The organism is Lachnoclostridium sp., from assembly GCF_031997925.1.
Lineage (GTDB): Bacteria > Bacillota > Clostridia > Lachnospirales > Lachnospiraceae > Lachnoclostridium.
In genome coordinates this window covers 54,245-76,621 of the sequence record NZ_DAMADT010000016.1, presented here as the reverse complement: position 1 = coordinate 76,621, position 22,377 = coordinate 54,245, and the positions used below count along the sequence as shown (strand labels likewise).

Genomic DNA, 22,377 nt, shown 5'->3' with positions numbered 1-22,377 from the left:
GCAGTTCCAGGTGATGGAGCTCCATATGGTTGGACCAGAATCGCGCAAGGTGCAGCTGCCAAGAACTCAGAAGGAAATAAGTGCCAGATTACGTATGATCAGATTGTAACAGCCCTAGGAACGGAAGATTTTGCCGGTTCGCTTGCAAAATTACAGGCGGAAGGCGAAGAAGCTTGGGAAGTATATGGTGTAACCATTGGTTATCCTGTTGAGTAATAGCTATATTCCTAAAACCATTTAAAATATTGATGGAGGGTTCAATATGAAGAAAAAAATGAATAAAATCTTAGCTCTTGGCTTAACCGTTGCCATGATGTTTTCTATTGCTGGATGCAGTAAGAATACAGATACACCAAGTAATTCTGATAAGACTTCAACACCTACGGCTGAAGCGACTAAGCTTCCAGAAAATACACCAACTGCGAAACCATCTGGATCAGGCCGTGCGGAATATACCGCTGATGGGAAGAGAATTATAAAAGTAGGAACATGGTATGAACATTACTATACATCGGACCATCACGCAATTGAAGATAACCCAGAAGTAACAGACGTTGAATTAGCTCAGATGCAATTAGATAACATGAGAGCAATTGAAGAAAAATACAACGTAGAGTTCCGTTTTATTAACCTTACTTGGAATGGTATTATCGAAAGTATCAATACCTCTATTATGTCCGGTAAGCCAGATGTAGATATTTACGAAACAGACCTTCAGTTTGGTGCACCTGCAGCGTTAAGCGGTTATGCAATGGATATTTCCAAATTTGCAGCGCCAGATAGTGATATCTTCAAGGATCAAGCAGTAATGAGCTATCTTTCTTTTACAGGGATTAATAATAATTACTTATTTAGGCCTGTTGCCAAGACAAGTCAGCTTGGTGGTAATCCATTGTCCTTTAACCTTGATATGCTTAAGCAAGCTGGTCTAGAGAATCCACAGGATCTTTATGACAGAGGAGAGTGGACTTGGGACAAATTTAGAGAGTACTTGATTGCTACTACGAAGGATACGAATGGTGATGGTTCTACCGATATTTATGGTTATTCTGGATGGTGGACTATACTTTTAGAGAACTTATGTATGTCAAATGGTACATCAATTGCAAGCGGCGCGAAAGAAACCTTAAGTTCCCCTGCAACCATTGAAGCAATGGATTTTATTTATAAGATGTACAATGAAGATCATACTGCATCACCATGGAATCAAGATGATTGGGATACCAATAACAAACTTTATGCACAGCAGCAGAGTTGTTTTTTCACTGGTGCAGCTTGGATTTTCAAAGAGTTTGGTATCTCACCTGATGTTGGTTTTGAAATCGCATGTGTTCCATGGCCAACTGGTCCTAGCGGAAGCTATGAAAACAACAAGATGATGAAGACTGCTGGTAACTACTACTTTATACCAAATGGTGTAGAAGATCCTGAGTTAGTTTATAATGTATTCCATGATTGGTCCAACTGGTATCAGGGTGATACAGAACTTCGTGATGATGTAGAGTGGTTCCAGAACATGATGATGACAGAAAGAAACTATAATTACTTAGAGATGATGGGTAAGAGAGAGCAATTTGATATGTGGGGTAATTTAGGTCTTGGAGATAACTTCTCCATGGTTCCAATTATGAATGGAGAGAAGACAGCAGCTCAATATGCAGAAGAGACAAAGAACATAGTTCAGGAGGCATTGGATCAATATTTTAAATAAGAGCATTTATTATTTGCAATAGTTAAAAATGAGCTGTTGCGAGCCGTGATTTTGATTAGGTTATGTGACAGCTCATTTTCAAATGGTAATATGCAATCAAAGGAGAATGATACTATGAGTAAAGTTACAATGTATACCGAGAACCTTCCAAATATCCCTTGGCAGGAAAAGCCTACCGATTGTCCTGGCCCTGTTTGGAGATATTCTGAAAATCCAATTATCGGACGGAATCCACTTCCTGGAGTTGCACGCATTTTTAATAGTGCAGTGATTCCTTACCAGGGTGAATTTATTGGCGTATTCCGTGGTGAACAAGTCAATGGAGTCCCGCATCTTTATCTAGGCTACAGTAAAGATGCGATTCATTGGACCTACGAAAAAGAAAAGATTGCTTTTGTTAATGAAGAAGGTGAATCTTATATGCCTCGTTATGCTTATGATCCAAGATTGATTAAAGTAGAAGATACTTACTACATCATTTGGTGTACTGATTTTTATGGTGCAGCATTAGGCTTAGCAAAAACAAAAGATTTTAAGACATTTATTCGATTAGAAAATCCATTTATACCATTTAACAGAAATGGTGTCATGTTCCCTAGAAAAATCAATGGTAACTTTGTATTATTATCCAGACCTAGTGATAGTGGGCATACTCCGTTTGGCGATGTCTTTGTGAGCGAAAGTCCTGATTTAGTATTTTGGGGTAAGCACAGACATGTTATGACTAGGGGTTACAATCAGTGGTGGCAATCCTTAAAGATTGGTGGAGGAGCTGCTCCAATCGAAACTAGTGAAGGATGGTTGTTGTTCTATCATGGTGTTATCGGTACCTGCAATGGTTATGTATATAGCATGGGCGCAGCAATCTTAGATATTGAGAATCCATCTATCGTGAAATACCGTTCCGGTAACTTTATCTTAACGCCAGAGATGGATTATGAGGAAAAAGGCTTTGTTGCAAATGTGGTATTCCCTTGTGCAGCGTTAACAGATGCTGAAAGTGGAAAGATAGCAATCTATTATGGGGCAGCAGACAGTTATGTAGGATTAGCTTTTACTACAGTGGATGAAATCGTTACATATATTATAGAGAACCATGTTGCAAATGGAGATGACAATACGATTGGGATTCTATAACGCTGTCTCGCAAGCAAACATAGTGCAGAGCAGAAATGAGGTACTATATGGATAGGATCAGTATGGCAGAACGGGGAGTTGTATCGTTAGGAAATCTAGATAGATTTCATCATGTAATGGAAAGAGCAAGAAAAAAGGAACCGTTAACCATCGGTTTTATTGGTGGGTCGATTACACAAGGTTCTCTATCCAGTACTCCTTTTACTTGTTATGCTTACCGAGTTTTTGAATGGTGGAAAACTTATTTTCAAAATGAGAATCTAACCTATGTAAATGCAGGTATTGGAGCTACGACTTCTCAGTTTGGCGTAGCAAGAGTAGAGTCTGATTTATTATCAAATGCTCCAGACGTTGTATTTGCAGAATTTAGCGTGAATGATGAGGATAACGATCTGTTCATGGAAACTTATGAGGGCCTAATACGGACTATTCTATCATCAAAAAGCTCACCAGCACTTTTCTTATTTCATAATGTTCAATATGATACGGGAAATAATGCGGGAAGGGTACATAGTAGAGTCGGATATCATTATCAGGTTCCGATGGTTAGTATCAAAGATAGTATTTATGAAGAGTTACAAAAAGGAACACTATTAATAGAAGAGATTACTCCGGATAACTTACATCCAAACGATTATGGTCATGAACTAGTTGCCTATGTTATTACAAAAGAACTTGAAACAATTGATAATACAGAAACTAGTAAGAATGGAATCATAGGAACAAAGTTGCCAAAACCAATTACGCCAAACCGCTTTGAGGGGGCTATTCGTTATAAGAATTTAGAGATAACTCCATTATTAAAGGGTTTTCTTAAAGATAATGATGAACAATATGGGATTACAGATATCTTTAAAGGCGGATACATCGCTTCAAAGTTAGGAGACTCCATCGAATTAAAGTTTGACTGTAAGACTTTATCGGTTCAATACCGAAAAACAATTCATAAACCTGCACCGATTGCTAAGGCTGTGTTAGATGGAAAGGAAGAAGAAGCAATCCTATTAGATGCGAACTTTAATGAAAATTGGGGAGATTGCTTATATTTGCAAGATATACTAGTTTCAGATGTGAAAAGGATACATACCTTAACAATTACGATTATAGTAGCAGATAAGAGACATAAAAGTGAGTTTTATCTAGCTTCTGTGATAACTTCTTAGAAAGACGTTAGGGGGAAGTCTTTCTTGGAGAGTCAGTAAAATTAAGACTCTCCAGCCAACATTAGGGGTGCAAGCAATTTTTGCATCCCTAATGTTACGATTAAAGTAGAATATTTCTATGATAGCGTAATATCTTTTATGGCTATTAGTGAAATAGCATTTATTATAGCATAACAATCTGTTATAGCACTTATTGCTATAGCATAATAATTTTTATAACATTTGGCGCTAGCGTAAGGACAAGAGATTTTTCAAAAAAATACTGTTATTACGCTAATATCTTTAGAAATACTTTTTTCGAGGTGGATAACATGGATAATTACAAACATATGAAGGAGCTAGCGAAAGCTCATCTGACAGAGGTAATTATTCCTTTTTGGAATAAATTAAGAGACGAAGAAAATGGTGGATTTTATGGGTATCTCGATTTTGATTTACAGTTAGATAAAAAAGCAGTAAAAGGATGTATCTTAAATAGCAGAATATTATGGTTTTATTCAAATGCTTACCTTATTCTTGGAGAAGAGGACTTATTATCTTATGCAAAGCATGCTTATGAGTTTTTGAAAACTCACTGTTACGATCAAACCTATGGTGGTATCTATTGGTCCTTAAACTATGATGGGAGTACATATGACACAACGAAACATACCTACAATCAAGCCTTTGCGGTCTATGCGCTTTCTTCTTACTATTTCGCTACCAAGGATGAGGAGGTAATCAATCTGGCAAAATCTATTATTGAGATAATAGAAAAGAAATGTACGGATACGTATGGATATTTAGAAGCCTTTGATCGAGGCTTTTTACCAATTGACAATGAAAAGCTTTCTGAAAATGGTGTGATTGCTCATAAAACGATGAATACACTACTACATATTTTCGAAGCTTATACCGAATATTATCGTGTTACTGGTGATGTTGAAATCAAAAAACGATTAATGTGGATTCTCGACATCATCCGTACCAAAGTTTATAATCCGAACTTGCACCGACAGGAAGTGTTTTTTGATGAGTATATGAATAGTATACTTGATTTGCATTCGTATGGGCATGACATTGAAGCGGCATGGCTTATCGTTCGTGGGCTTAATGTCTTAGAAGAGCCGAAATATGATTCTTTATTAAATCCAATTACGAAGGATTTAACAAATCAGGTCTATCAGATTGCTTATCAAGATCATTCCTTATTAAATGAATGTGAAAAAGGGAAGGTAAATACATCAAGAATATGGTGGGTTCAAGCAGAAGCAGTGGTTGGATTTTTAAATGGGTACGAGAATGATCGTAACGAAACTAGGTATTTTGAGGCAGCGAAGGATATCTTTCAATTTATCTTAGAGAATGTTCATGACAAAAGAACAGGTTCTGAGTGGTTTTGGGAAGTTGATAAAGATGGGAATCCATATAGTAAAAAGCCAATCGTGGAACCATGGAAATGTCCATACCATAATGGTAGAATGTGCTTTGAAATCTTAAGAAGAGATTGTGTAGGATAACGTTGTAATTTAATTCAGAACAGCCTTGAATTGTTGAAGTAATCTGTGTTAGTATAGTATGGTAAAAAAGGTGCTATATGTTAAGCGAAAGATTACTATCCTACAAGCGGTAGAAACCTTACGCTATCATTACGCACTTGCTTTGTAAGATAGGAAGTTTGAAAGAAAATTATAAATTTTCTTTCGAACGGATATTTGTGCCTGCGTCGTCCTCGGCACAAATATCAGCCTACTGAGAAGAATGATTTCAAGTGTGAAGAGAAACCAACTGAATGCAACGTATTTAACCAGCAGGTTTGTGTCTGCGCTACAAACTTGTTATTGCAAAAAAACATGCGCAGGTATGGAGTAAAGTGTGAAGAGAATTTCTAAGGTGTCAAAAAACGTTACCTAAGAAACTCTAAAACTTCACACAGAAGTTTGCGCTGCGCAAAACTTGAGCTATTAGCTGCTCCTAAAAGATAGTCGCAGCATGGAGGCTAACTATGAATTATTTGGATACCTACCGCTTTTGGTGTGAAGATGCGTACTTTGATGAGAAAACAAAAGCTGAATTAAAAAATTTAGAGGGTAACGATATTGAAATTAAAGATCGTTTCTATAAGAGTTTAGAATTTGGTACTGGAGGCTTACGTGGTATTATTGGAGCCGGTACAAATCGTATGAATTTATATACTGTTCGTAAAGCGACACAGGGACTTGCTAATTTTATTAAGAAAGAGCATGGAGAAGATCGTGGTGTAGCAATTGCATACGATTCCAGAAATATGTCCATAGAATTTAGTGAAGAAGTAGCACTTTGCTTATGTGCAAATGGAATCAAAGCATATCGTTTTGAATCCCTACGTCCGACTCCAGAGCTATCCTTTGCTCTTCGTACGTTAAACTGTATCTCTGGTATTGTTATTACAGCAAGTCATAATCCGCCAGAATACAATGGTTACAAGGTTTACTGGGAAGATGGCGCTCAGATTACTTATCCAAAAGATGAGCAAATCATCAATGAAGTAAATAATGTTACAGATTTTAATACAGTGAAAACAATGAATAAAGAGGATGCAATCGCTGCAGGCCTTTATCACATAATAGGAAAAGAAATTGATGATTTATATATCGCAGAGCTAAAAAAGCAAGTAATTCATCCAGATGTGATTAAGAAAGTCGGAGGAGACTTAAAAATTGTCTATACTCCACTTCATGGTACGGGAAATATACCAGCACGCCGTGTTCTTAGTGAGCTAGGATTTGAGAATGTTTATGTAGTACCAGAGCAAGAACTTCCAGACGGTAACTTTAGTACCGTTGGCTATCCAAATCCAGAAGATCCAAAGGCATTTAAACTTGCTTTAGATTTAGCTAAAAAAGTGGATGCTGATTTAGTATTAGCAACGGACCCTGACGCGGATCGTCTTGGAGTTTACGCAAAGGATTCCAAATCAGGAGATTATATTTCCTTTACTGGTAATATGTCTGGAATGTTAATCTGTGAGTACTTATTAAGTCAAAGGAAAGAGAAAGGCACAATAGCGAAAGATGGTGCTCTCATAAAAACAATCGTTTCCACTAATATGGCTGATAAAGTGGCACAGGAATACAATATTCAGCTAATCGAAGTACTTACTGGATTTAAATATATTGGAGAGCAGATTAAGCTCTTTGAAGAAACAGGCAAAGGAACGTATGAGTTTGGTTTTGAAGAAAGCTATGGTTGTCTTATTGGAACTCATGCAAGAGATAAGGATGCAATTGTAGCTGTTATGGCACTTTGTGAAGCAGCAGCTTACTATAGCACAAAGGGACTTACTCTTTGGGATCAGATGTTAAATATCTATAAGAAATATGGTTACTTCCGTGAAGGTCTTGAGACAATGACCTTAAAGGGTGTGGAAGGTGCAGAAAAGATAAAGGAGATGATGGATGGCTTCCGTCAAAACCCACCAAAACAACTTGGAAATTATAGAGTAGTATCTTTCCGCGATTATGAAACGGATAAAGCAATCAACCTTGATACCAATGAAGTTTCAAAGACTGGTTTACCTAAGTCAAATGTATTATATTTCGAATTAGATAATGATGCTTGGGTTTGTGTTCGTCCTTCTGGAACAGAGCCAAAAATCAAATTCTACATTGGTGTAAAAGGCACTAGTACTGAGGATGCAAACGAACAATTAAAATCCTTAACAGATGCTTTAATGAAGTTAGCTTAATTTACAAGATTATAAAGTACAAGATTATAAAGTGTAAGACTAGAAAGTGTAAGAGTATAGAGTGCTTACGGTATATTACGTTATTGTTTCATTAATGACAACAGGGCAAAACTAATATTTTACTAAATCTATCCGATATAACTCATATGAAAGGAGGGAATGTATATGACGATATCCACAAATTACTATAACTATTCATCATCGTTGTTTTCTTCAACATCACAAGGTTCTTCTAACGGAAGTAACAATATCCTTGGCCAGTATATGAGTATTAAGAATGGAAGTTATAAGAAGTTACTTTCTGCGTATTATAAAAAGATGGACGCCGAAGAGGCAGGATCTTCAAGTACTACAGGTGCAACTTCTGAAAAATCCAAAATGCTAGCTACAAAAAAGGATGCTGACTCCTTAAAAGAAGCAACAGATAAACTTCTTAATACCGGTAAAAACTCCATTTGGGAGCAGGTTGAAAAAGAAGTTAAGGATGAGAAAACAGGCCAAATGGTTAAGGTAAAGGACTACGATTACGATCGTATTGCAAAAGCAATGAATGAGTTTGCTTCGTCCTATAATTCTGTTTTGGAATCTGCTAGCAAACAAAACGACCTTTCTGTGCTTAAGACTACTGCTTATATGACTGGTATTACAAAGTCAAACAAGGTAGCTTTAGGTAAAATGGGTATAACAGTCGGAGCTGATAATAAACTAACAGTTGATGAAAGTAAGTTAAAAGCAGCTGATATAAGCAGCTTAAAATCTTACTTTACTGGGAGCAGCTCCTTCGCAGGCCGTATTCAAGGAAAAGCTTTTGACATTGGTAAGTCTGCTATGAATGCTGTAAATTCTCTTAAAACTTACAACAAAGGTGGAAATATCAATCAGTCAGGTGATCTTGGAAACTGGTTTGATATGGTTTGCTAGTGTATCTTCGTAACAAGTAACGAGAAAACTCGTAACACATAACGAGAAAACTCATAACACGTAACGAGAAAATAAGCAGGGGTAATTGGTACTTATAGAAATGTAAAGTCTATAAGATATCAATTACCCCTGTTTTTGGGAATGCACTTTGTTATTGTTCTATATTTTTCTTCCAATCCGGTAGCAAACCATCTGTAACGGCATGGAATAGTCTAACCCTAGCGCCTGGATGTTCTTGATTTAACTGTTTCACGAGATTTTTAGCATACTCCCTCTTGGTATAGCCATCAATTGGGCAAGGATTCTTTAAGACTGGTAGATTAAAAGCTTTTTGAAATCCAATCACATCTGCTTCATCTACATAAATTAATGGTCGAATTAAAGTAATATCCATACGATCAAGATAAGTAATTGGCGAGAATGTATAATAACGCCCTTCAAATAATAGTGACATTAATGTCGTTTCAATTACGTCATCCTTATGATGAGCATAAGCAGATTTATTGCACCCAAGCTCTTTTGCCTTATCATTAAAAGCACCTTTTCTCATCTTTGCACAAAGAGAGCAAGGGTTGGATTCTTTTCTTGTTTCAAAGATAATTGGAGCAATATCAGTATTCACAACGGTATAATTCACATCAAGTTCTTTGCATAAAGCTGCTATTTTAGTCGTGTCAAAAGGTTCAAAACCTAGGCTTACTGTAATCGCTTCTAAGGTAAACTTCTTTGGGTAAAACCTTCTAAGGCCCGCAAGTGCATATAATAAGGTAAGACTGTCTTTTCCACCAGAGATACCGATTGCTATTTTATCTCCATCCTCAATCATCTGATAGTCGTCAATCGCTTTTCTTGTATAACTATATAATTGCTGTAATTTCAACTCTTTCCGTCCCTTCTATATCAAAATAATCATGCGTCCCATTATAACATAAACAAAGATTGGATGGTAGTTTTTTTCTTGAACTAAACTCATATAAAATTTTAGAAAAGCTATTTAACCTCATCAGGGAAGTTCTCCGCTTCTTTAAGCGGGGGTATGGACTTGTCTGTTTTAAAATGCCACGTAGAGCAAGTAGCGTAAGCGGAAAACTTGCCTGTAGGCAAGTGGGAATATCCGCTTCGAATAGAGCAAGAAATGAAAATAGCACCGCAAGTACGCGGAATGAGTTTTTTTATTTCATTGCTATAATAAGAGATAACATATAGATATTTACTAATAAAAACCATTCAGTAACCTTATTTCAGGTTAGGTAAATGGTTAGTAATGGGAGGAATTATGAATCAGCAAGAAATCGTAAGAATCTGGGAAGAAGATGTTGTGATTCCAACTTATTTGGTTGGAGAACCTGATAAAAATCCTATGTTTCTAGAAAAGAGAGTTTATCAGGGGAGCACTGGTAAAGTATATCCTTTACCGGTGATTGAAAAGATTCATGATGAATTGGTCGATAAAACATATCGAGCAGTGTATCTTGAAAATGAGTATCTAAAAATTATGATACTACCGGAACTTGGAGGAAGAATTCAACGTGCTTATGATAAAACAAATCAGTATGATTTTGTATATTATAATGAGGTGATTAAGCCTGCTTTAGTTGGTTTAACTGGGCCTTGGATCTCCGGTGGAATTGAGTTTAATTGGCCTCAGCATCATCGCCCGACTACATTTTCCCCAGTACAGTACACACTTGAGGAAAATCATGATGGCAGCAAAACCTTGATTGTTAGCGAAACCGATACGATGTATGGAACCAAAAATATAGCACGATTTACTTTACATCAAGGGAAGGCCTATATTGAGATAAAAGGACAGTTATACAACAGAACCTCCATACCGCAGACATTTTTATGGTGGGCAAATCCGGCGGTTGCGGTGAATGAGCATACTTATTCCGTATTTCCTCCGGACGTACATGCTGTTTATGACCATGGAAAGCGAGATGTTTCTACATTTCCGATTGCAACAGGCACATATTATAAGATGGATTATTCAAAAGGTGTTGATATTTCCCGGTATAAGAATATCCCTGTACCTACCTCTTATATGGCATATCAATCGAACTATGACTTTGTAGGCGGATATGACGAGGAGAAAAAAGCAGGATTGCTGCATATTGCAGATCATCACATATCACCTGGGAAAAAACAATGGACTTGGGGATGCGGTGACTTTGGTAAAGCATGGGATAAAAATCTTACGGATGAAAATGGACCATATATCGAGTTAATGACAGGAGTATATACGGAAAACCAACCAGATTTTACTTGGCTAAAACCAATGGAAGAGAAAGAATTTACACAGTATTTCCTTCCATATAAAGAAGTTGGCATGGTAAAATCAGCGCAGATTTGTGGGGCTTTGGGAGTAGAGTATACAGATGACTCTCAACATACAGAGATTACTTGTACTCTTTATATGACTTCAGAATATGAAAATCTTAGCTTAAGGGTATATGAAAATAATTCTCTAATTTGTGAAAGAGCAATTCAAAAACTATCGCCCCTCATAACTTATAAGGAGACTTTTCCGGTTGAATTAGGCTCTAAATTGGATGAGACTAAGAAGGAAAGTACTAATTATCTTAAAAACTTATATGTGCAGTTGCTAAATAATAAGGGAGAAGTACTGCTTAGTTATGCACCTGAGCAAGGGGAAGAAGAAATTCCAGAGCCTGCAAAGCCTGTATTAGAGCCGGAAAAAGTAGAGGACTTAGAAGAGTTATTCATGATTGGTATGCATTTAGAGCAGTATCGACATGCTACTTATGAACCAGAAGCCTATTATTTAGAAGGTTTGAGGAGATCACCAAAAGATATTCGATTGAATACTGCTTATGGAACGTTATTATTTAGGCGAGGACTATGGAGTGAGGCAAAGAATTATTTTACAACCGCAATCGATCAATTAATGAAATATAACAAAAATCCATATGATTCCGAAGCTTTATACTTAAAAGGTATCTGTTGCTTTTATGAGGAATCTTACGAAGAAGCTTATGCATTATTTAGAAAAGCAGCATGGAGTAAAGAACAACAGGAAAACAGTCTCTATTATGCTTCTGCTATTTTAACAAGAGAAGGAGAATATAAGAAAGCATTAGAGTTAGTGGAACAGGCTTTAATCTTCAATTCACACAATCATAAGGCTAGAGGACTAAAAGCTACTTTATTACGCTATTTGGGAAATTATACTCTGGCAAAGGAATACATTGCGGACACGTTAGAGATAGATCCTTTTGAGTATCGAAGTTTGTTTGAATTATATTTGATTGATAAAGAGTGTAATAATACAATAGATGACAATACACGAAAGGGCTCAAATGAGGTACTAGATGATTTCTTAAGAAAGATTTCCTTCGTACCTAATCTATATTTAGAATTAGCTTATGATTATGCAGAAACAGGATGCAATGTGGAGGCACTTAATGTCTTATCCTATTATCATTTGGATCATCCTATGATACTATATTCTTCTGCCTATTTTTCTTATCAACTACAGGATATTGCTAAGATGAACGAGTATCTTTTAAGAGCAGCGACTTGTTCTTCGGATTATTGCTTTCCAAATAAGCTATATGAGAAAAAAATACTCACCTTTGTTACAAATCAAAATCCAACGGATGCTATGGCATGGTACTATCTTGGGATTTTATGGTATGATAAAAAACAATATGATCAAGCAAAAGACTGTTATGAGAAGTCCATTGAACTAGATGGTACATTTCCAACGGTATATCGTAATCTTGCTCTATATTATTTTAACAAAGCACATAATGGTGACAGAGCAAAAGCTTTGATGGAGAAGGCATTTGCTTGTGATAATTCAGATGCCAGAATATTACTGGAGCTAGATCAGCTATATAAGAAATTAAATGTTGACTTTCAGCATAGACTTAGGCTGTTAGAGAATTATCTTGAGTTAGCCGAGAAAAGAGATGACCTCTACATCGAATATATTACCTTACTTAATCTTGCAGGAAGATACGAGGAAGCTTACAACTGTCTTATGGAACATCGTTTTCATCCATGGGAAGGCGGAGAAGGGAAAGTTACAGAACAATATGTATTTTCCTTGTTGCAAATGGCTAAGAGAACCTTGTATAATGAGAAGGCAACAGTAGAAGAATTTAAAAGTGCTGTTATCTTACTACAAAAGGCAAAGGTTTACCCTGAAAATCTTGGAGAGGGAAAACTTATGCAAGCTACCGATAATCACATTGATTATTATCTTGGGTGCCTTTATGAGCGAATTGGTGATAAAGAGAACGCAAAGCAATGCTATCAAAAAGCTGCTATCGGTAAGTTTGAGCTTGGAACTGCAATGTATTATAATGATCAGCCGGCAGACCGCTATCTTTTTTATGGTCTTGCAAAACAAAAGTTAGGTGACACTAGTGAGGCGAATCAGATATTTAATCAGCTCTGTGATTTTGGTTTATCTCATTCTGAAGATGAGGTGAAAATTGATTATTTTGCAGTTTCGTTACCTGATTTTCTAATCTTTGATGATGACTTAACTAAAAGAAATCAAATCCATAGCATTTATTTGAGCGCATTAGGAGCAGTCGGATTAAAAGACTATGATACAGCAAGAAAACTTTATCGTAATATTCTTGAAAAAGAATGTGCACACCAAGGAGTTCATCTTTATCATGACTTATTTTATTCTATTGGTAATATAAATGATTGATGAAAATGTAAAAGAAAGACTATGATTTATTAAAGAGTATAGGGAAATAATAGGAGGACAATTATGAAGGCAATGGAATCCGGAATAAAACGAAATTCTGAACTATTTTTTACAACGCCAAGTAATTTAGCTAAAAATACCTTCTTTTATGTAACTTGTACCGGACATTTTTATTATGAACCAACCTATCAGCTTTCCAGAGATACTTATAACAGTTACTTAATTATGTATATAAAACGTGGGAAAGCCAAGATTTCATATCAGCAGAAGCAATATATAGCAAAAGAAGGAGATATCGTTTACATAAACTGTTATTATCCTCATGCTTATGAAGTTGTGGAAGAACTTGAGACGATATGGTTTCATTATGATGGAATTGCGGCTTCAGCATATGATAGGGCATTGCTTGAGAACAGCAATGGAATATTTTGTTTAGAGGACTCATTTCCTTGCATTACTTATATAGAGAAGATTTATCGTGCATATCAAAAATTAACAGAAACAAACGAAGCTGTAATAACCACTTACATTACGATGGTGCTATCTGAATTGCTTCGACAGGGCAGCAGAGAAAGCTCAGAAAACTCAAATAGGGTTTCCAAAATAGCTATGAGATACATTCAAGATCATCTAACCAAAGATCTTAGTATCAAAACTCTTGCAAAGCAGGTAGCTTTAAGTGAATATTATTTTGCTAGAACGTTTAAAAAAGAATGTGGTTATTCTCCGCATGAATATATTGTGAAAACACGAATAACAAAGGCGAAAGAATTGCTTAAAAGCAGTCCTTACGCTCAGAAAGAAATTGCACGAATATGCGGTTTTTCTAATGAATCCTGTTTTGTTACATCATTTAAGAAAAATACAGGTATGACACCTGGTGTGTTTCGTGATACTATCGTTTAATCAAAAATCCGGTACTGGTTTTCGCAGTACCGGATTTTTATCGTACCAGACATATTAGGGATAAAATTCCGATGATATGACAAAAGTTTTGAAAATTTATGACACAATTATAACAAAATTACTATGTATTCTATTATTGCAGACCAAAGAAGAATGTAATTTGGCTCAAAAATGAAATACAGTAGGTGAATTATGAGAAAAAAAGTAAAAAACTATAAGAAAATGTGCGTATTGTTAATTGTTAGTTTATTAATAAGTTCTGCCCCTGTCGATCAGGCACAAGCAGCAAGCGGACTTAAAATTTACAATTATACAACAAGCTCCTCGATGACAATAACTGACGAGACCATCTCTTACGTATATAACGGGAAATCCATTCCACTAGGGAATAACCCAGGAATCCTATCAAGCAATGGAGTAGCCCTAGGGCCATATGTTAAAGTCTTCCGTGATACACTAGGGCTTAAGACGCTTTATAATAAGGAGAAAAAAACAGTTACAATTAGAGATGACAAGACTACCCTCGTGTTAACTTTAGGTAGTAAGACTGCAATAGTGAATGGAAAATCCGTGACCATGAATGCAGCACCAATCTCCATTAAGTATTCCAAGGCAAATGAAACTGCCATATTAGTTCCAACAAGATTTGTTGCAGAGACCTTCGGTTATTCCTATAACTGGGATAGCTCAAGCTCCACGGTTACCATTACGAAGCCTTTAAATTTGACTTATGATAATCAGACTGTTGGTTATACTGGGATTCAAGGAAGTGTAAAATTTGATGGCAAAAGCGTAAATGTTTCTAACCTTCCTAGTATCTTAATTGCAAACACCGCTATGGCTCAGGCATACAAAGTATTTGCAAAGAGCATGGGTGTAACTTACAAGTATTCCGAAAGCAAAGGAACTGTTTCCTTTACCAAAGGTGATATTAATTTATTAATGGAATTAGGTAGCAATCTCGCTTACTTAAATGACGAGTTGGTAGATTGTGGTGTAGCACCAAAGCTTGTATTTAATGAAGATAATGGCGAAGTAGCAGTATTAGTACCGGCACAATTCGTATCAAAAGCTCTAGGCTACGATTATAACTGGAATTCAGCTACGAAAACATCTGAAATCACAACGACAAAAAAGGTCGGTAAAGAGCCAAACATAACGTTACCTCCGGTTTCACCAAGCATTCCAGGGGATGGTGACTATAATGAGTTAGAATATTTTAATTGGACTACAAAAGAAAGTTACAAAGCTGTATTAGAAGAAGCAAAAAATGCAATGAATTCTGAAAATTCTATTGATACTGGTAATGTAAATAGTTCTCAATTTTTAAAACTTGATACGGACCAATTAACGAAGAATAAAGAAAAATACCAGCTAAGTTTTAATCAGACATTTTCTAATGTAACTGCCTCAAAAGTAAACGATGAATTAACATTAACTTTCAACAATATGATTGCTACAGACAGTATAGTTACCTTCGGAAATGAATTAGCCAAGGAAGCAAGAGTAATCTATGATGCGGTGAAGAATCAAACAGATGTTATCTTCACATTATCATATGCTTCGGTAAATTATGCTATGACATCAGAGAATGATGGAAAGGGCTTATCTTTATCTCTTTATTCAAATTATTTAACACAAATAAGTGCAGGTAGGGATGAAAGCGGTTTGGAGTATTTATCAATTACCGGACTAAAAGAAATTAAGCCAATTGTTACAGAAGATGAAGACAGTATCTATGTGTCTATACCGAATGCGATAAATACAATAGGTGATTATAATTTTACTAATCAGGAAGATAAAACTTCTATGGTATATGTGTCATTAAATTCTACATCACCAAACAACTCGTTTTTGATTATAGAAAAACCGTCACCAGATGTAACTTACGAAATCCATCAAGATGGCTCTACTTATACTTTAAACTTTGAGCAAGAAGAGGAAATTCCAGTAATTAATAATACACCACTTAATATTCAATTACCAAGCGGAATTCGTTTATCGGATATTTCTTCTGAGGACAACTACCATAAAAAGCAGATTTCTATATTTATAAAAGGTGATCATCGTGCTTTCTTTGAGCAAAACCCTATTGCAAATACGTATGAAAATGTTTCGAACATAAAAGTTTCTTATTCCTCCAGTAAAGGTACTGAATTACTTATTAATACAAAAGTGATACAAGGATTTCAATATACTATAGTAGATGGTAAGCTACAAGTTACGATTGATCGGCCTAATGCAATCTATGATAAAATTATCATTCTTGATGCAGGACATGGTGGGAGAGATCCTGGTGCGATGAAAGGTACGACAAAAGAGAAAGAAATTAACTTTAAGGTACTAAATGAATATGCAAAAGAATATTTTACAAACTCAGGTATTAAGGTTTATTACACAAGAGTTGATGATACATTAATCGCACTTGCTGACCGAGCTGCATTTGCAAAACAGGTCGATGCAGATTTCTTTATCAGTTTACACTGTAACTCAGCAACTACCTCAGCTGCTCGTGGTACCAGTGTATATTATAGTAGTATAAATAAATCAAAAACATCGAGTGGATTAACAAGTAGTATCTTAGCAAATACCTTGGTTAACAATCTATCCAAATCATTAGGAACAAAGAATCTTGGAATCATTGATAAGGGCTTTGTTGTTGTTCGTGATAACTCTGTACCTGCTGTTTTAATTGAGTTAGCATTTTTAACAAATCCAGATGATCTATCCTTATTAACAAGTTCTACCTCTCAAAAGAAAGCTGCAAAAACAATCTATGATACTGTAGCTAGCTTATTTGAAGCTTATCCTACGAATCGATAATAAAAAATAGTAAGATAAAAAGCCCCAAAATAGAAACTAGCCATATGCTAGAAGAAAGAAAGGTTGAATACAATGTTTAAGAGAAAATGGAAATTTATCTTAGCCTGGATGTTATTGTTTGTATTTGCTATAAATCAAGCTGTGCCAGCTATGGCAGCAACGGAAGAAGTTACTGAGCCTACGATAAAAGCAACATATCGTGTGCTAAATCAAAAAGCAACGGTAACATATGAAGTCAAAAGTGAAGCAAAGTTAAAATCCGTTACTTACTTACAAGGTCTTGTTACCTTAGAAAATAGTATTCGGTGGTCAGTATCCGGAAAAAAATTATCGGAAAGCGGTTCTTTTGATGTAAAAAAATCTGGTTACTATACGTTGCGTGCAGAGGATGTCAATGGAGGTGTAACATTGCAGAACATTTATGTTGATATGGAATTTAAGGCAGTTTGGATTTCCTATCTTGAGTTTAAGAGTACAGGATATACCAAAGATGAATTTGAAGCTCAAATTGATGAAATGTTTGATAATGTTGTTGATATGGGGATGAATGCTGTTATTGTTCATGTTCGCCCATTTGGAGATGCTATGTATGATTCCAGTTATTTTCCTTGGTCTAAATACATTAGTGGTACGCAAGGAAAAGATCCTGGGTTTGACCCATTAGAGTATATGGTGGAAGCAGCCCATGACAGAGGACTTCAATTTCATGCATGGTTAAATCCATACCGTGTTACAACAAAAAATACGGATGTAAAAACTTTGGCAGCGAATAACCCTGCAAGAAAGTGGCTAACAGATAAGAAAACAGCAAATGACCGTAATGTATTGTCCTTTGATGGAAATCTGTACTACAATCCTGCAGTAACTGAGGTACGTACACTAATTCGTAATGGAGTACTTGAAATCGTTCAAAATTATGATGTAGATGGAATTCATTTTGATGATTATTTTTATCCAACTTTAGGTTCGAATTATGAAAAGATATTTGACGCACCAGAATATAAGACATATGTTGCATCTTGTAAAGCACATGGTGAAAAAATTCTTCCAATTGATGAGTGGAGAAGACAGAATGTTAACTTATTAGTAAAAGGTATTTACTCTGAAATTAAGAACGAAAACCCAGATGTTGTATTTGGAATCAGCCCAGGAGGATTTCTTGATACCCTACGTATGAAAGATCGTTATTATGTTGATGTTGACCGTTGGTTATCTGAACCAGGTTATGTAGATTATATCTGCCCTCAGCTGTATTGGAGTTTTGAACATAAGCAATATCCATTCGATGGAATTCTAAATCGTTGGTTAGAACTTCGTAAAAATACAGACGTAAATGTTTATGTTGGTATACCTGTTTATAAATCAGCTTCCAATGATGAACCTGATTTTAAGAAAAACGCAAACATATTAGCGGATATGATTAAAACTTGCCGTGACACTAAATTAGTTGATGGTTATATGTTCTTCCGTTATGATAATTTCTATAGTAACACAGCACAAAAAGCAGTAAATAATTTATTGAAGGTTCTTAACAAATAACTGTTCTATTCATAAAAAAAGTAGTAGCTAATACATTGGCTACTACTTTTTTGCTTTTTGCGGATTTTGGGCTGGGTTCCTTAGAATTCGCCTATATTGGGTGCAGAACTATGTTTTGATTCTGCAAAATTTCTTTTATTATTGGATAGCGTATTTTAGTAAAACAACTTCATGAATTAGTTTATCCTCTCGAATAGTAATGATGAATATGCAAACAATAGTAAGAACAAATTTACCAGCATGGAGGGTTTTATGACAACAATAGCGATTATATCAGATACTCATGGCATATTACGTCCAGAAGTATGTGAACATCTAAAACAAGTAGATTATATACTTCATGCTGGTGATATTCATACGAAAGAAATTTATGATGAGTTATTAACCTATGCACCGTTATTTGTAGTTCGAGGTAATAATGATAAGGAGTGGGCTGAGTTTTTGCCATCTGCTTTAACAATCGCAGTAGACAACATTACCTTTTATCTAATTCATAACAAAAGAGAGATAAAACAACTACCACCAGAGGTTAACATTGTTGTTTACGGTCATTCCCATAAATACTCCTTAGAGAAAAAAGAAGAAATTCTATGGTTAAATCCAGGTAGCTGCGGTCGTAAGAGATTTCATCATGATGTAACGATGGCAATTCTTACGGTAGAAGATGACCGATATCGAATTTATAAAATAAATTTCAATACAGCATTTAGTAAACATATAAGTAATATTTAACTATACCAAGAATGATATTTAACCTCATCAGGGAAGTCCTCCGATTCTTCTTCTTTATCATTAACAACTTAAGCATCAATCTTACATTTTGATTCTATGTGTGATAAAATATAATTACGATTTATTACTTTATTTAGTACAAAGGAGAGTAAAGAGATGAATACTACAATGTCATACACAGAAATCATAGAAAATGCAAAGAAGAACATAGGTCCATATTGTAAAGCGTGTCCTGAATGTAATGGAAGAGCATGCAGAAATCAAATACCTGGACCAGGTGCAAAAGGGATTGGTGACACAGCCATAAGAAATTATGATAAATGGAAAGAAATTCGTTTGAACATGGATACGCTTGTAGCAGCATCCCATATAGATACGAAAAGGACTATTTATGGAAAAGAATTTGCTTATCCATTCTTTGCTGGTCCTGTAGGTGCTATTAACCTCCATTATGGGGATTCCTACAATGATCTTACTTATAATGAAGTATTGGTAAAGGCTTGTGCAGATGCTGGAATCGCAGCTTTTACAGGAGATGGTGTTAATCCTGAGGTTATGAAGGCTGCTACAGACTGTATCAAATTAGTAGATGGTTTAGGGATACCTACCGTAAAGCCATGGAACATAGATACTATAAAGGAAAAATCTCAACTTATTAAGAATAGTAATGCATTTGCTGTTGCCATGGATGTGGATGCTGCCGGATTACCATTCTTAAAAAATATGCAACCGCCAGCAGGAAGAAAATCAGTCGAAGAGCTACGAGAGATAATTCAGGAGATAAATCTACCATTTATTGTGAAAGGCGTTATGACTGTAAAAGGTGCTGAAAAAGCTTTAGAAGCTGGAGCCTCAGGCATTCTTGTGTCAAATCATGGCGGACGAGTACTTGACCAATGTCCATCTACTGCTGAAGTTCTAGAAGAAATAGCGAAAGAGTTTAAAGGAAAGATGACAATATTCGTAGATGGAGGTATTCGTTCTGGAGCTGATTTATTCAAGTCTTTGGCTCTTGGTGCAGACGCGGCTATAATCGCAAGACCATTTGTTACTGCTGTATTTGGTGGTGGCTATGATGGCGTAAGATCCTATATTCAAAAAATTGGTGCTGAACTCATTGATGCTATGGAAATGTGTGGAGTTACATCCTTAGATGAGATAACACAGGAATGTATTTGGAAAAAATAAAGTTAAGTTTCTATAAACAATCAGTACAAATAAGAGAATTTTGGTAAGATGACTTGATACCCAGTATTTAAATCAAATATGGATTGATTATTTTTTCTGTATTTCCATATTTTATTTTAAACTGGGTTTCTTGTATTCTGGATTTCTTGATTTAATTGTTGTTTTATAGTAAAATATAGTAAGGTTCGGAAATAAATTCCTTGCCAAATAAACGGGAAAGGGTGAATTCGATGAAGAAAACAATAGTAATCACAAAGAAAACTACAGGAGGGATTACTATACTATAACCCTCCCTGATTATTTATGAGGAATTTATCTTGGATATTATTATCAGAGAAACGAAAAAAGAAGATTTATTAAATATTATGGAGTTGTGGAATAGTGGAGAAGTAATGCATTATGTTGGTTTTCCTAATGGATTAGGTATTAAGCTAGAGGATTTAGAACGCTGGCTTAGCAGAGTAAATCAACATGAGCTCCGTAAGCACTATAGTATCTATACAGATGAGTTAGGATACTGTGGTGAAACCTTTTATGATATTGATACGCTACATGATCTTGCAACTCTAGATATTAAGCTACTACCAAAAGCACAGGGAAAAGGTATCGCAAGCTATGCGTTATCATTTGCCATAACTCAGGTTTTTGAGCAAAATTTGGCTACTAGGGCATATGTTGATCCAAACCCGGAGAATAAGAAAGCTTGGAAGCTGTATGATAAATTGGATTTTATCCGTAAACCAAGACCTGATTTTTTAGAGCCATATGAAATATATTTAGAGATAACAAAAGAAGTATGGGGTAAAAAAGAAGTACAGAAAGAAACAGAATAAATGAAACAGAATAATAAGTAATATAGATTAATAAGAAGTTTGTAATTGAAATAGAATTCATAAGAAATTCGTTCCTTCATAGAGAGAGTACGAAAGCACTCGTTACTTTCGTACTCTCTCTATTGCTGCATAAGCAGAGCCAGGCAGCTTTGTCATGGCAGCGTTAGCCATTCATCTAGTCATTGACGAAGGCGGTAATACTATTTACCCTCTACATATTTTTCCTGAACAAAACCGAGTTCATTTCCGTCAGGGTCAATAATAGTAAATTTTCGGTTACCATATGGCATTGTTTCAATCGGTTGAAGAATAGTTACTTTGTCTTTTAAACTTTTCCATAGTTCATCAACATTATCAACTAAAAAGTTAAATCTTGCACTAGAATTTCCCCGTTCACTTACCATGATTGCAAACGTAGCACCCTCGCCGCACTCAAAATCTGCATATGCCCATCTTTCGTTAATGTCCGCCCCTGTACATTCAAATCCAAGCATACTTTCATACCATTCTATAGCTTTATGTAAATCGGAAACATTTGCTCTTACATGAGTTAATCTTGTCTTCATAATAGGCCCTACCTTTCTTTTATTTAAACTGAATTCATAATGTATTGATTTTTTTAGGATATTATACCATAATATACCACGTGTTTCTACACGGCGCATAGACGTTATATAGTATCAAAATACTTAAGCACTTCACCATGTAATGTTACACTATTTTATCGCCACGTCAGGAGGAATCTACTAACACCACTATATAATGTGATGCCGAAATGGGTACTCTTTCGAACAAAAGCGAGAGGGTTAAACTATTAATATGTAAAATTGCACAATTAAAATATGAAAAACACATAGATAATAATGCATGTTGACATATGTGAAAGAGGAGTATATGATAAAAGTAAATTCAATTCAATTTGATTTCATATAATATAGCAGCAATAGGAAGCTGCTATATATCGTTTCATCAATGAATATACCCAAAATATCTGAAATACAGATTGATACATAGAAATGGCATGGAAT

16 protein-coding genes are annotated in these 22,377 nt (G+C 35.5%); 14 read left to right on the top strand and 2 right to left on the bottom strand.

All coding sequences use genetic code 11. The features are described 5' to 3' along the window. The 7 genes from RTP52_RS11760 to RTP52_RS11730 form a co-directional block, all read left to right on the top strand. The coding region (locus RTP52_RS11760; RefSeq protein WP_312371502.1) for a hypothetical protein at positions 1–216 on the top strand (216 nt) is incomplete at its 5' end. Positions 217–262: 46 nt separating this feature from the next. Then, positions 263–1,711 carry an ABC transporter substrate-binding protein gene (locus RTP52_RS11755; protein WP_312371500.1) on the top strand — a complete coding sequence of 483 codons (1,449 nt, stop codon included), beginning with the start codon at positions 263–265 and terminating at the stop codon, positions 1,709–1,711. A gap of 114 nt (positions 1,712–1,825) precedes the next feature. Next, positions 1,826–2,848 carry a glycoside hydrolase family 130 protein gene (locus RTP52_RS11750; RefSeq protein WP_312371498.1) on the top strand — a complete coding sequence of 341 codons (1,023 nt, stop codon included), beginning with the start codon at positions 1,826–1,828 and terminating at the stop codon, positions 2,846–2,848. A 47-nt stretch (positions 2,849–2,895) separates the two neighbouring features. Next, positions 2,896–4,011, top strand: a complete 1,116-nt coding sequence (locus tag RTP52_RS11745) for an SGNH/GDSL hydrolase family protein (RefSeq protein WP_312371496.1) — start codon at positions 2,896–2,898, stop codon at positions 4,009–4,011. A gap of 311 nt (positions 4,012–4,322) precedes the next feature. Then, positions 4,323–5,510, top strand: coding sequence for an AGE family epimerase/isomerase (locus RTP52_RS11740; RefSeq protein ID WP_312371494.1), 1,188 nt, complete (start codon positions 4,323–4,325; stop codon positions 5,508–5,510). A gap of 485 nt (positions 5,511–5,995) precedes the next feature. Next, positions 5,996–7,717, top strand: a complete 1,722-nt coding sequence (locus tag RTP52_RS11735; RefSeq protein WP_312105873.1) for a phospho-sugar mutase — start codon at positions 5,996–5,998, stop codon at positions 7,715–7,717. 165 nt (positions 7,718–7,882) lie between these two features. Further along, entirely contained in the window at positions 7,883–8,638 is a 756-nt protein-coding gene (locus tag RTP52_RS11730) for a hypothetical protein (protein WP_312105874.1), read from the top strand. A 151-nt stretch (positions 8,639–8,789) separates the two neighbouring features. On the opposite strand, the gene RTP52_RS11725 is transcribed toward RTP52_RS11730, so the two are convergent. Next, positions 8,790–9,518 (bottom strand): tRNA 2-thiocytidine biosynthesis TtcA family protein, encoded by a 729-nt coding sequence (locus RTP52_RS11725; RefSeq protein ID WP_312371490.1) that lies wholly within the window; start codon positions 9,516–9,518, stop codon positions 8,790–8,792. Between the two features lie 396 nt (positions 9,519–9,914). Between RTP52_RS11725 and RTP52_RS11720 the strand changes: the two genes are divergently transcribed. The 7 genes from RTP52_RS11720 (at position 9,915) to RTP52_RS11690 (ending at position 21,349) form a co-directional block, all read left to right on the top strand. After that, positions 9,915–13,328: a DUF5107 domain-containing protein gene (locus RTP52_RS11720; protein WP_312371488.1), complete on the top strand. Its 3,414-nt coding sequence runs from the start codon at positions 9,915–9,917 to the stop codon at positions 13,326–13,328. A 63-nt stretch (positions 13,329–13,391) separates the two neighbouring features. Beyond that, a complete protein-coding gene (locus RTP52_RS11715) occupies positions 13,392–14,234 on the top strand; it encodes an AraC family transcriptional regulator (protein ID WP_312107311.1) in 843 nt (280 codons plus the stop codon). A gap of 192 nt (positions 14,235–14,426) precedes the next feature. Then, positions 14,427–17,057 (top strand): N-acetylmuramoyl-L-alanine amidase, encoded by a 2,631-nt coding sequence (locus tag RTP52_RS11710; RefSeq protein WP_312371486.1) that lies wholly within the window; start codon positions 14,427–14,429, stop codon positions 17,055–17,057. Between the two features lie 72 nt (positions 17,058–17,129). Beyond that, positions 17,130–18,596: a glycoside hydrolase family 10 protein gene (locus RTP52_RS11705; protein WP_312371483.1), complete on the top strand. Its 1,467-nt coding sequence runs from the start codon at positions 17,130–17,132 to the stop codon at positions 18,594–18,596. A gap of 252 nt (positions 18,597–18,848) precedes the next feature. After that, complete coding sequence (locus tag RTP52_RS11700) at positions 18,849–19,328, top strand: metallophosphoesterase family protein (protein ID WP_312107415.1); 480 nt, start codon at positions 18,849–18,851, stop codon at positions 19,326–19,328. A gap of 168 nt (positions 19,329–19,496) precedes the next feature. Next, complete coding sequence (locus tag RTP52_RS11695) at positions 19,497–20,516, top strand: alpha-hydroxy-acid oxidizing protein (RefSeq protein WP_312371526.1); 1,020 nt, start codon at positions 19,497–19,499, stop codon at positions 20,514–20,516. Positions 20,517–20,833: 317 nt separating this feature from the next. Continuing rightward, positions 20,834–21,349 (top strand): GNAT family N-acetyltransferase, encoded by a 516-nt coding sequence (locus tag RTP52_RS11690; protein ID WP_312371481.1) that lies wholly within the window; start codon positions 20,834–20,836, stop codon positions 21,347–21,349. A 200-nt stretch (positions 21,350–21,549) separates the two neighbouring features. Here RTP52_RS11690 and RTP52_RS11685 read toward each other — a convergent pair whose 3' ends face one another. Further along, on the bottom strand, positions 21,550–21,915 hold the full coding sequence (locus RTP52_RS11685) for a VOC family protein (protein WP_312104177.1): 366 nt from the start codon (positions 21,913–21,915) through the stop codon (positions 21,550–21,552). Positions 21,916–22,377 lie beyond the last annotated feature (462 nt).